The following is a 12,887-nucleotide window of genomic DNA, read 5'->3' as shown; positions in this document are numbered from 1 at the left end:
AGCCCTTAATACTAATAACCCTTGTGGTTTTTTAAAGTCGACAATCATGACCCAGAAAAAGCATTCCCCCAGTTCAACTCGCTGGTTAAAAGAACATTTTGACGATCATTACGTCAAAAAAGCCCAAAAGTTGGGACTGCGTTCCCGCGCCGTGTTCAAGATCGACGAGATCCAGGGCAAGGACAAATTGCTCAAACCGGGCATGACGGTCGTGGATCTGGGGGCGGCCCCCGGTGGCTGGTCCCAGTTCGCCATCAATCAGGTGGGTGACAACGGACGCGTGATTGCATGCGATATTCTGCCGATGGATTCCATCGCCGGTGTCGATTTCCTGCAAGGGGACTTCCGGGAGGAAACTGTACTGGCTGCCTTGCTCGAACGGGTGGGGCCGGACAAGGTTGACGTCGTCATGTCCGACATGGCGCCCAACATGAGCGGCACCCCGCAGGTGGATCAGGCGCGCTCCATGTACTTGATTGAGCTGGCACTGGACATGTGCAATCAGGTCTTGCGCACCAACGGCAGCTTCGTGGTCAAGGTGTTCCAGGGAGAGGGTTTCGATGCTTATCTCAATGAAATTCGTCAGCTTTTCTCTGCCGTAAAGATTCGTAAACCAGACTCCTCCCGTGCCCGTTCACGAGAAGTCTACATTGTGGCTACCGGTTTTAAACTGTAGTACCCTAACCCTCATCGTTAACTGTCAGTCTGCGAGGTCATTGATTTGAGTGACATGGCGAAAAACCTAATCCTGTGGCTGGTCATCGCCGTCGTGTTGATGTCGGTGTTCAATAGCTTCAGCCCCAGCGATACCACCAGTCGCCAGCTGGACTATTCCAGCTTCGTTAAAGAAGTGACCCAAGAGCAGATCCGCGAAGTGCGGATGGATGGCAAGGTCATTAATGGCGTCAAGCGCACCGGTGAGCGTTTCACCACCATCATCCCGGCGCCGGATCCCCAGCTGCTCAACGACATGCTCAACCATAACGTGAAAGTCATGGGTGAGAAGCCGGAAGAGCCGTCGTTGATCACGTCCATCTTCATCTCCTGGTTCCCGATGCTATTGCTGATCGGTGTCTGGGTCTTCTTCATGCGTCAGATGCAAGGCGGCGGTGGCAAGGGTGCCATGTCGTTTGGCAAGAGCAAGGCTCGCCTGATGAGTGAAGATCAGATCAAGACCACCTTCGTCGACGTGGCAGGTTGTGACGAGGCCAAGGAAGAGGTCAAAGAGCTGGTCGACTATCTGCGCGACCCGACCAAGTTCCAGAAACTGGGCGGCAAGATCCCCACCGGCGTGCTGCTGGTCGGCCCGCCCGGTACCGGTAAGACCCTGCTGGCCAAGGCCATCGCGGGTGAAGCCAAGGTGCCCTTCTTCACCATCTCGGGTTCCGATTTCGTCGAGATGTTCGTTGGTGTCGGTGCCTCCCGGGTGCGTGACATGTTCGAGCAGGCCAAGAAGTCTTCCCCCTGCATCATCTTCATCGATGAAATCGATGCGGTCGGTCGTCAGCGTGGCGCCGGTCTCGGCGGTGGTCACGATGAGCGTGAGCAGACCCTGAACCAGATGCTGGTCGAGATGGATGGTTTTGAAGGCAATGAAGGCGTCATCGTCATCGCCGCCACCAACCGTCCCGACGTGCTGGACCCCGCGCTGCTGCGTCCGGGCCGTTTCGACCGTCAGGTTGTGGTCGGTCTGCCGGATGTCCGTGGTCGTGAGCAGATCCTCAAGGTACACATGCGCAAGGTGCCGTTGGCCGATGACGTCAATGCTGCGCTGATCGCTCGTGGTACTCCGGGTTTCTCCGGTGCTGACTTGGCCAACCTGGTCAACGAAGCCGCTCTCTTCTCCGCCCGTGAGAGCCGCCGCGTGGTCTCCATGAACGAGTTCGAGAAGGCCAAGGACAAGATCATGATGGGTGCAGAACGTCGCTCCATGGTGATGAAAGAGTCTGAGAAAGAGATGACGGCCTACCATGAGGCGGGTCACGCCATCATCGGCCGTGTGGTGCCGGATCATGATCCCGTCTACAAGGTCTCCATCATCCCGCGCGGTCGTGCGCTGGGTGTGACCATGTACCTGCCGGAGCAGGATCGCTGGAGCCACTCCAAGCAGCATCTGGAGTCCATGATCTCCAGCCTGTACGGCGGTCGTCTGGCGGAAGAGCTGATCTACGGTGCGGAGAAGGTATCCACCGGTGCCTCCAACGACATCGAACGTGCCACCGACATCGCCCGCAAGATGGTTACCCAGTGGGGCATGTCCGAGCGTCTCGGTCCCATGCTCTACGCCGAAGAAGAGGGTGAAGTCTTCCTCGGTCGCAGCATGGCCAAGGCCAAGCACATGTCCGACGACACCGCGCGCGTCATCGACGCCGAGGTCAAGCAGGTCATCGATCGCAACTACGACCGTGCCAAGCAGATCCTGCTGGACAACATGGACGTGCTGCACACCATGAAAGATGCGCTGATGAAGTACGAGACCATAGACGCCAAGCAGATCGACGATCTGATGGCCCGTCGCGAAGTCCGTGCCCCCAGCAACTGGCACGATGAACACGGCGATACCCCACAAGGTGGCGCCCCCGTGACCGCCGAGCCAGAAGCCAAGACTCAGGCCAAGGCCGATGACAACAGCGCACAGCTGAACGACATCGACAAGGCTAACGATGTCCCGGCCAAATAAGTTGCCATGACCAAACCCCGGGCTTGCCCGGGGTTTTTCTTTATGCGCATGCCGCGTTTTTGATACAGATGGAAGTGAAGATGCAACTCAGCAGCAAGGGGCGCAGCCTCTCCCTCGACCGTCCCCACGTCATGGGGATCCTCAACGTGACGCCGGATTCCTTCTCCGACGGCGGCCATTTCAACCAGATTGAGCGGGCAATGGCTCATGCTCGCCAGTTGGTCGCCGAGGGGGCCACCCTCATCGACATCGGCGGCGAATCGACGCGTCCGGGGGCACCCGACGTGAGCGTGCAGGAAGAGCTGGACCGGGTGATCCCGGTCGTCGAGCGGATGGTGCAGGAGCTTGATGTCATGATCTCTCTCGATACCTCCAAGGCTGCCGTGATGCGGGACGGTTGCGCCGCGGGCGCCCATCTCATCAATGACGTGCGCTCCCTGCTGGAACCCGATGCGCTCGCCGCCGCCGCAGAGGCCGGGGTGCCCGTATGCCTGATGCACATGCAGGGCCAGCCAAGGACCATGCAGGCCGAGCCTCATTACGATGATCTGCTGGGGGAGGTGAGGGCGTTTTTCGATGAGCGGATCGCCGCCTGTCTGGTGGCAGGCATCAAGCGTGACCAACTGTTGTTGGATCCGGGCTACGGCTTTGGCAAGACGGTGACCCACAACTACCAACTGCTGGCCGAGCAGCGGAAGTTGCTCGATTACGGCCTGCCGCTCTTGGTGGGGATGTCGCGAAAGTCTATGATAGGCAATCTGCTCGGTCGCTCGGTTGATGAGCGGTTGGCTGGTAGTCTGGCCTGCGCCCTGATCGGGTTGCAACATGGCGCCAGGATCATTCGGGTGCACGACGTGCGCGCCACCATGGATGCCCTGCGCGTCGGCTGGATGACCATGACGGGACAAGATTTCGTATCCAAATAAAAGAACGAGAACAGACAATGACCAGAAAGTACTTCGGCACAGACGGTGTGCGCGGCAAGGTGGGTGAATACCCGATCACCCCGGATTTCGTGATGAAGCTGGGCTGGGCCGCTGGCAAGGTGCTCTCCAAGAAGGGCACCAAGAAAGTGCTGATCGGCAAGGACACCCGCATCTCCGGCTACATGCTGGAATCGGCGCTGGAGGCGGGCCTCTCCGCCGCCGGCCTCAAGGCCATATTGATGGGGCCCATGCCGACGCCGGCGGTGGCCTATCTGACGCGCACCTTCCGGGCCGAGGCCGGGATTGTCATCAGTGCCTCGCACAATCCGTTTTACGACAACGGCATCAAGTTCTTCTCCGCCGATGGAACCAAGCTGCCGGATGAGGTCGAACTCGCCATCGAGGCCGAGCTGGATCACGAGCTCAAGTGCGTCGAATCGGCCGAGCTTGGCAAGGCCCAGCGCATCGACGATGCCGCCGGTCGCTACATCGAGTTCTGCAAGAGCACCTTCCCCAGCCACCTGAGCCTGGAAGGGCTGAAGATGGTGGTGGATTGCGGCCATGGCGCCACCTATCACATCGCCCCCTCCGTATTCCGTGAACTGGGCGCGGAAGTGATCGCCATCGGCTGCAGCCCGGATGGCCTCAACATCAACGACGGTGTCGGCTCCACCGCCCCCGAGGCGCTGGCCGCCAAGGTGCTGGAGTGCAAGGCCGATCTTGGCGTCGCCTTCGACGGTGACGGCGATCGCCTGGTGATGGTGGACAGCACCGGCTACATCATCGACGGCGACGAGATCCTCTATATCATCGCGCGCGATGCGCTGCGCAACGGCCGCCTCAAGGGCGGAGTGGTCGGCACCCTGATGGCCAACATGGGCCTGGAGCTGGCGCTGCAGACGCTCGGCATCCCCTTCGCCCGTGCCAAGGTGGGTGACCGCTACGTGCTGGAGATGATGAACGAGAAGGGCTGGCGCATCGGCGGTGAGAACTCCGGTCACATCATCTGCCTGGATCAGACCACCACCGGTGATGGCATCGTCGCCGCCCTGCAGGTGCTGACCGCTGTGTGTACCGCCGAGATGCCGTTGGCCAAGCTGCGCTCCGGCATGAGCAAGTTCCCGCAGGTACTGGTGAACGTGCGTTTCGCCGAGGGCAAGGATCCGCTGACGGCGGTGGCCGTGCAGCAGGAAGTGACCAAGGTGGAGCAGGAGCTGGCCGGTCGTGGTCGCGTCTTGCTGCGCAAATCCGGCACCGAGCCCCTGATCCGGGTGATGGTAGAGGGTGAGCACGAACAGCAAGTGATAGACATGGCGAATCGGATCGCCAAACAGGTCGAATCGGCGTTTTAATGAGCAATCAAGGCGGCTTTCTAGTCGCCTTGGTTGTATCTTGTTCAAACGATTCGAAAATTCAAAAATAGCACTTGTCAGCTGAGCATCCTCTGGATATTATCAGCCCGCTTTCGCAAGGGAGTTGCCGATGGGACATCGCAAGCCGTTTGTAGCAGCCAACTGGAAGTTACACGGTAGTAGGTCGCAGTTAGAACAGTTTACTGGCCAGTGCCTACAAGGCATTGATGAGCAAGTAGATGTGGTTTTGTGTCCTTCCCATGTGCATCTCGATTTCACCGCTTCACTGCTTAACGAGCAGAAGGTGATGAAGTTGGGGGCTCAGAATGTGAGTCAGCACCAATCTGGCGCTTTCACGGGTGAAGTCTCGTGTCAGATGTTGGTTGAGGCAGGGTGTCGTTACGTATTAGTAGGACACTCCGAGCGCAGGCGTCTCTTTGGAGAGACCAGTTTCATCGTCGCAGAGAAGTTTGCGGCAGCCAGAGCGGCAGGCTTGATTCCCATCCTCTGTTTGGGTGAGTCGGGTGCTGCGAGGCAGGCGAGAAGAACCTTCGAGGTGATCGCCGAAGAGCTGGACATCGTCATAGAGAAAAATGGCGCGATGGCTTTCGATAATGCTATCATCGCCTACGAGCCGATTTGGGCTGTAGGCACAGGTAAATGCGCCACACCCGAGCAGGCACAAGAGGTTCATTCCTTTATTCGCGGTCGCTTGGCGGAGGATACTCCGGTAATAGGTGAGAAAGTCAGAATCATCTATGGTGGGAGCGTGACACCGGCCAATGCACGAGATTTGTTTGCCCAGCCCGACATTGATGGCGGTCTGATCGGCGGTGCGAGTCTCGATGACAAGGCGTTTTTAGGAATTGTTGAAGCGGCAAAGGGTGCAAGTTAAATGTACGAGATTCTTTTAGTCGTTTATCTGTTGGTGTCACTGGCTCTGATCGGTCTGGTGATGATTCAGCAAGGTAAAGGGGCTGATATGGGCGCCTCCTTCGGCGCAGGGGCATCGAATACCGTATTCGGCTCCGGTGGTTCAGGCAGTTTCCTGACCCGCACAACTGCAATTTTGGCCACTCTGTTCTTTTTGATCAGCCTTCTGCTTGGCTCCATGTCTAGCAACAAGGTAAAACAGGGTAGCGAATGGGAAAATCTGCAACAGACTCAACAAGTTGAGCAGACCAAAGCGCCAGTGAAGAAAGATACTGACGTTCCCGAATAAAGAGTTTTTGCCGTGGTGGTGGAATTGGTAGACACGCTATCTTGAGGGGGTAGTGCTCTAGGGTGTGCGGGTTCGAGTCCCGCCCACGGCACCAATTAAGCAGTGAGCTCGGGTAACCGGGTATATTATAGCCAGTCAGTCTTGTGTGACGAGAATGAAGTGGCTATAATCTCGCACGATTTCGGACGCGGGGTGGAGCAGCATGGTAGCTCGTCGGGCTCATAACCCGAAGGTCGTCGGTTCAAATCCGGCCCCCGCAACCAAATTTCACGCCTTTCCTACGCTCAGGAAGGCGGTCGCTGCGAGGCGACAATCAGGGTAAAGCGCCAAGCCCCGATTTGACATCGGGGCTTTTTGTTATGTGCGATTTATTCTGAATCGATCTCTATCTGGGCTATATGCCCTTTTTTTGTTTTTCGGAGGGTGACTTTGGCTACGTTGGAACAACGTTTGACCGATCTGCTCGAGGCTCCGGTCGTTGCCTTGGGTTTTGAACTTTGGGGTGTCGAGTTTATCCGTGCGGGTAGGCACTCGACCTTGCGCGTCTTCATCGATGCAGAACAAGGCGTGACGGTGGAAGACTGTGCCGAGGTGAGCCGCCAGGTTGGCGCCATCATGGACGTCGAAGACCCCATCACCGAAGAGTACTTCCTGGAAGTCTCTTCCCCCGGTCTGGATCGCCCCCTGTTCAAGGTTGCCCAGTTCGAAAAATACGTTGGCCAAGAGGCGGCGGTTTCGCTTCGGATGGCAACAAACAACCGCCGCAAGTTCAAAGGCGTAATCAAAGCCGTGCAGGGCGACATGGTCACCCTGACGGTAGATGGTAAGGACGAGGTGTTGGCTTTCACCAATATCCAAAAAGCGAACATAGTGCCGAACTTTGGTTAACGAGGCTATCGGATATGAATAAAGAGATTTTGCTGGTCGTTGACGCTGTGTCCAACGAGAAAGCTGTTCCCCGCGAGAAGATTTTCCAGGCTCTGGAGACTGCGCTGGCGACTGCGACCAAGAAAAAATACGAAGGCGAGATTGAAGTTCGCGTTGAGATCGATCGCAAGACCGGTGACTACGACACTTATCGCCGCTGGGTAGTGGTAGCCGACCAGGCTTCCATGGAGAACGCTTACGGTGAAATCACCCTCGAAGCGGCCCAGATCGATGACCCCGAAATCCAGGTGGGTGACTATGTTGAAGACCAGATTGACTCTGTCACCTTCGACCGTATCACTACCCAGACCGCCAAGCAGGTTATCGTGCAGAAAGTGCGCGAAGCCGAGCGTTCCCAAGTCGTTGACCAGTTCAAGGACAAGGAAGGCACTATCATCAGTGGCGTGGTCAAGAAGAGCAACCGTGACAACGTGATCCTGGACCTGGGCAGCAATGCCGAAGCCGTGATCTTCCGTGACGACATGCTGCCGCGCGAGACCTTCCGTCCGGGCGACCGCATCCGTGGTCTGCTCTATGCCGTCCGTCCGGAAGCCCGTGGCTCCCAGCTGTTCGTCAGCCGCTCCAGCCCTGACTTCCTCAAAGAGCTGTTCCGCATCGAAGTGCCAGAGATTGGCGAAGAGATGATCGAAATCATGGGCGCCGCCCGTGACCCGGGTTCCCGCGCCAAGATCGCGGTCAAGACCAACGATCGTCGTATCGATCCGATCGGTGCCTGTATCGGCATGCGTGGCGCTCGTGTGCAAGCCGTCTCCGCCGAGCTGAGCGGTGAGCGTGCCGACATCGTGCTGTACGATGACAACCCGGCTCAATACGTGATCAATGCCATGGCGCCTGCCGATGTGGCCTCCATCATCGTTGATGAAGACAACCACACCATGGACATCGCCGTGGAAGCCGCCAACCTGGCCCAGGCCATCGGTCGCAATGGTCAGAACGTGCGTCTGGCTTCCCAGCTGACCGGTTGGGAGCTGAACGTCATGACCGTCGAGGACATGCGTGCCAAGCACCAGGCCGAGAACGATCGCATCCTGACTCTGTTCACCAGCGCCCTCGACATCGACGACGATTTCGCCAGCCTGCTGATGGAAGAAGGTTTCTCCACTCTGGAAGAAATCGCCTTCGTGCCCGTCAATGAGCTGCTGGCCATCGACGGTCTGGACGAAGACATGGTGGAAGAGCTGCGCAAGCGTGCGAAAGATGTTCTGACCACCAAGGCCCTGGCTAAAGAAGAATCCTTTGAAGGTGTTGAGCCTTCCGAAGACCTGCTCAATCTGGCTGGCCTCGACCGCGACATGGCATACGCCCTGGCCACACGTGGTGTCGGTACCCTGGAAGATTTGGCAGAGCAAGGTATCGATGACCTTGCCGACATTGAAGAGCTGACCGCTGAGAAAGCCGGTGAGCTGATTATGGCTGCTCGCAATATCTGTTGGTTCGGGGAAGAGCAGTCTAGTTAAGATCAAACGGAGGAAAATGAATGGCAGAAGTATCAGTCAAACAACTTGCCACTGACATCGACACGCCGGTTGATCGTCTTCTCCAGCAGTTCGTCGATGCCGGTATCAGCAAGAGCAAGGCCGACGACATGGTCAGCGAGTCTGAGAAACAGACTCTGCTGGCGCACTTGAAAAAACAGCATGGAGGTGACGAGAGCACCGCACCTGCCCGCATGACGTTGCAGCGCAAGACCAAGAGCACCATCAGTGTTCAGGGGACTGGCGGCAAGAACAAAGAAGTGCAGGTTGAAGTGCGCAAGACTCGCACCTATGTAAAACGCTCGGCGCTGGAAGATGAACAGCGTCAGGCGGAAGCCGAGGAAACAGCGCGTTTGGAAGCAGAAGAAAAAGCTCGTCACGAGGCCGAAAACAAGGCCCGTCTCGACGCTGAAGAGAAGGCTCGCCGTGAGGCTGAGCAGGCTCGTCGTGAAGCTGAGGAAAAGGCGCGGATCGAGGCACAATCAAAGGCTCGACAGGCTCCACAGCCCGCCAAAGTAGCCGCTAGCACAGCTCAGCAAGAGGCAGAAAAGATGGCCAAGCGCGAAGCAGAAGAACTGAAGCGCCAACAAGAACAAACAGCCTTGACCAAGGCTGAAGAACTCGCCGCGAAGAAAGCCGAAGAGGCTCGCGTCATGGCGGAACAAAACGGTCCCCGCTGGGCCGAAGAAGAAGCCGCTCGCGCCAAAGAGAGCAGCGATTACCATCTGACCACCAACAAGCACGCGCAAGCGGCTGAAGATGAGTTGGATCGTAAGGAAGAGACCAGCCGTCGTACGGCTGCCGCTGCCAAGGCCCCGAAAAAGGCCACCCGTCGGGACGACGATCGTAACGATCGCAACTCCCGCGATCCGCGTGCTCGTAAGGGCAAGCGTGGCAAGATGGCTACTCCGAACGCCATGAAGCACGGCTTCAACAAGCCGGCTGCCGTGGTCAACCGTGACGTGGTGATCGGCGAGACCATCACCGTGGCCGAGCTGGCCAACAAGATGGCCGTCAAGGGCGTCGAAGTCATCAAAGTGATGATGAAGATGGGTGCCATGGCCACCATCAACCAGGTGATCGATCAGGAGACCGCTCAGCTGGTCGCCGAGGAGATGGGTCACAAGGTGTTGCTGCGTCGTGAGAACGAGCTGGAAGAGGCGGTACTGTCCGATCGTGACGAGACCTCCGAAGCCAAGCCGCGCGCTCCTGTCGTGACCATCATGGGTCACGTCGACCACGGTAAGACCTCCCTGCTGGATTACATCCGCAAGGCCAAGGTTGCCGCGGGCGAAGCCGGTGGCATTACCCAGCACATCGGTGCTTATCACGTCGAAACTGAAAGCGGCATGATCACCTTCCTGGATACCCCGGGTCACGCGGCCTTTACCTCCATGCGTGCCCGTGGTGCCAAGTCGACCGATATCGTGGTACTGGTTGTTGCTGCCGATGACGGCGTCATGCCGCAGACCATCGAAGCCATCCAGCACGCCAAGGCGGCAGAAGTGCCCATCGTGGTTGCGGTCAACAAGATCGACAAGCCCGAAGCGGATCCGGATCGCGTCAAGACCGAGCTGGCCCGTTACAACGTCATGTCCGAAGACTGGGGTGGCGATAGCCAGTTCGTGCACGTCTCCGCCAAGTCTGGCGAAGGCATCGACGATCTGCTGGAAGCCATCCTGATCCAGTCCGAAGTACTGGAGCTGAAAGCAGTTGTCGATGGCATGGCCAACGGCGTCGTGATCGAGTCCTTCCTGGACAAGGGTCGTGGTCCGGTTGCCACCGTGCTGGTACAAGAAGGTACCCTGCGCCAGGGCGACATCGTCCTCTGTGGTCTGGAATACGGTCGTGTCCGTGCCATGCGTGACGAACTGGGTCGCGAGATCAAGGAAGCGGGCCCGTCTCTGCCGGTCGAAATCCTGGGTCTGTCCGGGGTGCCGTCTGCCGGTGACGAAGCCACCGTCGTACGTGACGAGAAGAAGGCCCGTGAAGTGGCTCTCTATCGTCAAGGCAAGTTCCGCGACGTCAAGCTGGCACGCCAGCAGAAGGCCAAGCTGGAGAACATGTTCGCCAACATGACCGAGGGCGAAGTGTCCGAAGTGAACGTGGTGATCAAGGCCGACGTACAGGGCTCTGTGCAAGCCATCTGCGATGCGCTGGTGCAGCTCTCTACCGACGAAGTCAAGGTCAAGATCGTGGGCTCCGGTGTCGGTGGTATCACCGAAACCGACGCTACCCTGGCTGCCGCTTCCAGCGCCATCCTGGTGGGCTTCAACGTCCGTGCCGACGCTTCTGCTCGCAAGGTCATCGAGGCCGAGAGCCTGGATCTGCGTTACTACTCCGTCATCTATGACCTGATCGACGAAGTGAAGCAGGCCATGAGCGGCAAGCTGGCCCCTGAGTATCGTCAGGAGATCATCGGTCTGGCTGAAGTGCGTAGCGTCTTCAAGTCACCGAAGTTCGGCGCCGTTGCTGGCTGTATGGTCACCGAAGGTGTGGTCAAGCGTTCCAACCGTATCCGTGTTCTGCGTGACAACGTGGTCATCTATGAAGGCGAGCTGGAATCCCTGCGTCGCTTCAAGGATGACGTCAACGAGGTCCGCAACGGTTACGAGTGTGGTATCGCGGTCAAGAACTACAATGACGTACGCGAAGGCGACCAGATTGAAGTTTACGAGACCGTGGTCATCCAACGGACTCTGTAAGCCGAGCAATAGACAAAATAGGGGGCCGCGGCCCCCTTTTATCGCAGGATAGAAATATGGCCAGAGAATTCAGCCGGACCAACAGGGTCGGGCAGCAGATCCAGCGTGAAATCGCGCTGATCTTGCAGCGTGAGGTCAAGGACCCGCGCATCGGCATGGTAACCGTCTCGGACGTCGAAGTGTCCAAGGACCTTAACTACGCCAAGGTATATGTCACCTTCTTGCAGTTGGAGAACGACGGCGAGCGGGTCAAGGAAGGACTCAAGGGCCTGACCGAAGCGGCCGGCTACATCCGTAGCCTGCTCGGCAGCGCCATGCGCCTGCGGGTCGTGCCCGAGCTGCGTTTCTACTACGACCAGACCCTGGTCGAGGGGATGCGCCTCTCCAACCTGGTGACCAACACAGTGCGTGAAGACAAGCGCCGCATGACCGAAGCCGGTCGTGAGGAAGAGCAAGCCGCACCCGATGATACTACTGAGGATAACGCCTGAGATGTCTCGAAGACGTCGTTTCAAGGGCCGTGACGTACACGGTATCCTGCTGCTGGACAAGCCGACCGGCCTGACTTCCAACGATGTGTTGCAGAAGGTCAAGCGGATCTACAACGCCGCCAAGGCCGGCCACACCGGCGCCCTGGATCCGCTGGCGACCGGCATGCTGCCGATCTGCCTCGGTGAGGCCACCAAGTTCTCCCAGTATCTGCTGGAAGCGGACAAGCGCTATGAGGTGACCGCCAAGCTGGGCGAGCGCACCAACACCAGCGACTCCGACGGCGAGGTGGTTTCCACCCGTCCGGTGAACGTGGCCGTGGGTACCCTGATCGAGTCGCTGGATCAGTTCCGTGGCCCCATCATGCAGGTGCCGTCCATGTACTCCGCCCTCAAGCACAACGGCCGCCCGCTCTACGAGTATGCCCGTGAAGGCATCGAGATCGAGCGCGAAGCGCGCCCCATCACGGTGTTCGAACTCAAACTGCTGAGTTTCGAAGGTGACGAGGTGAGGCTGGAAGTGCATTGCAGCAAGGGCACCTACATTCGCTCCCTGGTGGACGATCTGGGGGAGGTGCTGGGCTGTGGCGCACACGTCACCCAACTGCGCCGTACCCAGGTTGCGAATTATCCCTATGAGCGGATGCTGACCCTGGATCAGCTCGAGTGCATCTTCGAGCAGGCCAAGGCCGAGAGCATTCCGCCGCGCGAGCAGCTCGATCCGCTGCTGTTGCCGATGGATACCGCCGTGGCAGCCTTGCCCGAGGTGAACATGTTGGTGGCGGTCGCCGCCTATGTGAACCAGGGCCAGGCCGTGCAGGTTGCAGGCGCCCCCAGCAGTGGTCAGGTGCGCATGACGGTCGGTCCGGAGCGTGAGTTCATCGGCGTTGGCGAGATCGACGACGAAGGGCGCGTTGCCCCGAAGCGGTTGGTTCGCTATCACGACGATCGCGACGAGGAGTGATCCTCGGGCGGTAGCGCCGTGGCGCCTCGTCACGGCGCATGCTCGTTGCCCGTCTTTCTCATTGCGAAATGAGACGGGGGCGATTATGATACCGCCCTCATTTCACGGCTGAATTAGAGATTGGCTG

Annotated in this window: 11 protein-coding genes and 2 tRNA genes; all 13 read left to right on the top strand. The window is 58.4% G+C overall.

The genetic code is table 11. The annotated features are described in order from the left end of the window. Nucleotides 1-46 precede the first annotated feature (46 nt). Nucleotides 47-676 carry a 23S rRNA (uridine(2552)-2'-O)-methyltransferase RlmE gene (rlmE, locus tag BN1124_RS17885; RefSeq protein WP_042644126.1) on the top strand — a complete coding sequence of 210 codons (630 nt, stop codon included), beginning with the start codon at nt 47-49 and terminating at the stop codon, nt 674-676. 45 nt (nt 677-721) lie between these two features. Continuing rightward, a complete protein-coding gene (gene ftsH / locus BN1124_RS17880; RefSeq protein WP_042644124.1) occupies nt 722-2,680 on the top strand; it encodes an ATP-dependent zinc metalloprotease FtsH in 1,959 nt (652 codons plus the stop codon). Between the two features lie 80 nt (nt 2,681-2,760). Beyond that, a complete protein-coding gene (gene folP / locus BN1124_RS17875; RefSeq protein ID WP_042644122.1) occupies nt 2,761-3,606 on the top strand; it encodes a dihydropteroate synthase in 846 nt (281 codons plus the stop codon). Nucleotides 3,607-3,623: 17 nt separating this feature from the next. Further along, entirely contained in the window at nt 3,624-4,958 is a 1,335-nt protein-coding gene (gene glmM, locus BN1124_RS17870; protein ID WP_042644120.1) for a phosphoglucosamine mutase, read from the top strand. A gap of 130 nt (nt 4,959-5,088) precedes the next feature. Next, a complete protein-coding gene (tpiA, locus tag BN1124_RS17865) occupies nt 5,089-5,853 on the top strand; it encodes a triose-phosphate isomerase (protein ID WP_042644118.1) in 765 nt (254 codons plus the stop codon). Further along, nucleotides 5,854-6,180, top strand: a complete 327-nt coding sequence (gene secG / locus BN1124_RS17860; protein WP_033131609.1) for a preprotein translocase subunit SecG — start codon at nt 5,854-5,856, stop codon at nt 6,178-6,180. It abuts the gene before it with no gap. Between the two features lie 9 nt (nt 6,181-6,189). After that, nucleotides 6,190-6,274: transfer RNA gene (locus BN1124_RS17855), tRNA-Leu, on the top strand. A 92-nt stretch (nt 6,275-6,366) separates the two neighbouring features. Further along, nucleotides 6,367-6,443 (top strand) — tRNA-Met (locus tag BN1124_RS17850). A gap of 166 nt (nt 6,444-6,609) precedes the next feature. Continuing rightward, a complete protein-coding gene (gene rimP, locus BN1124_RS17845; RefSeq protein WP_042644116.1) occupies nt 6,610-7,068 on the top strand; it encodes a ribosome maturation factor RimP in 459 nt (152 codons plus the stop codon). A gap of 14 nt (nt 7,069-7,082) precedes the next feature. Then, a complete protein-coding gene (gene nusA / locus BN1124_RS17840; protein WP_042644114.1) occupies nt 7,083-8,585 on the top strand; it encodes a transcription termination factor NusA in 1,503 nt (500 codons plus the stop codon). Between the two features lie 20 nt (nt 8,586-8,605). Beyond that, nucleotides 8,606-11,308, top strand: coding sequence for a translation initiation factor IF-2 (gene infB, locus BN1124_RS17835; protein ID WP_042644112.1), 2,703 nt, complete (start codon nt 8,606-8,608; stop codon nt 11,306-11,308). Between the two features lie 56 nt (nt 11,309-11,364). Next, complete coding sequence (gene rbfA, locus BN1124_RS17830; RefSeq protein WP_042644110.1) at nt 11,365-11,799, top strand: 30S ribosome-binding factor RbfA; 435 nt, start codon at nt 11,365-11,367, stop codon at nt 11,797-11,799. Nucleotide 11,800: 1 nt separating this feature from the next. Further along, entirely contained in the window at nt 11,801-12,760 is a 960-nt protein-coding gene (gene truB / locus BN1124_RS17825) for a tRNA pseudouridine(55) synthase TruB (RefSeq protein WP_042644108.1), read from the top strand. The last annotated feature ends 127 nt before the right edge of the window (nt 12,761-12,887 follow it).

The sequence above is a fragment of the Aeromonas eucrenophila genome (assembly GCF_000819865.1).
GTDB classification, from domain to species: Bacteria; Pseudomonadota; Gammaproteobacteria; order Enterobacterales; family Aeromonadaceae; genus Aeromonas; species Aeromonas eucrenophila.
This window is presented reverse-complemented; position numbering and strand designations above follow the sequence as displayed.

What these genes read in the sequence shown, in the direction of transcription:
- rlmE (WP_042644126.1), top strand. Translation starts at nt 47, where the DNA reads ATGACCCAGAAAAAGCATTCCCCCAGTTCAACTCGCTGGTTAAAAGAA.
- folP (WP_042644122.1), top strand. Translation starts at nt 2,761, where the DNA reads ATGCAACTCAGCAGCAAGGGGCGCAGCCTCTCCCTCGACCGTCCCCAC.
- glmM (WP_042644120.1), top strand. Translation starts at nt 3,624, where the DNA reads ATGACCAGAAAGTACTTCGGCACAGACGGTGTGCGCGGCAAGGTGGGT.
- tpiA (WP_042644118.1), top strand. Translation starts at nt 5,089, where the DNA reads ATGGGACATCGCAAGCCGTTTGTAGCAGCCAACTGGAAGTTACACGGT.
- secG (WP_033131609.1), top strand. Translation starts at nt 5,854, where the DNA reads ATGTACGAGATTCTTTTAGTCGTTTATCTGTTGGTGTCACTGGCTCTG.
- nusA (WP_042644114.1), top strand. Translation starts at nt 7,083, where the DNA reads ATGAATAAAGAGATTTTGCTGGTCGTTGACGCTGTGTCCAACGAGAAA.
- infB (WP_042644112.1), top strand. Translation starts at nt 8,606, where the DNA reads ATGGCAGAAGTATCAGTCAAACAACTTGCCACTGACATCGACACGCCG.
- rbfA (WP_042644110.1), top strand. Translation starts at nt 11,365, where the DNA reads ATGGCCAGAGAATTCAGCCGGACCAACAGGGTCGGGCAGCAGATCCAG.
- truB (WP_042644108.1), top strand. Translation starts at nt 11,801, where the DNA reads ATGTCTCGAAGACGTCGTTTCAAGGGCCGTGACGTACACGGTATCCTG.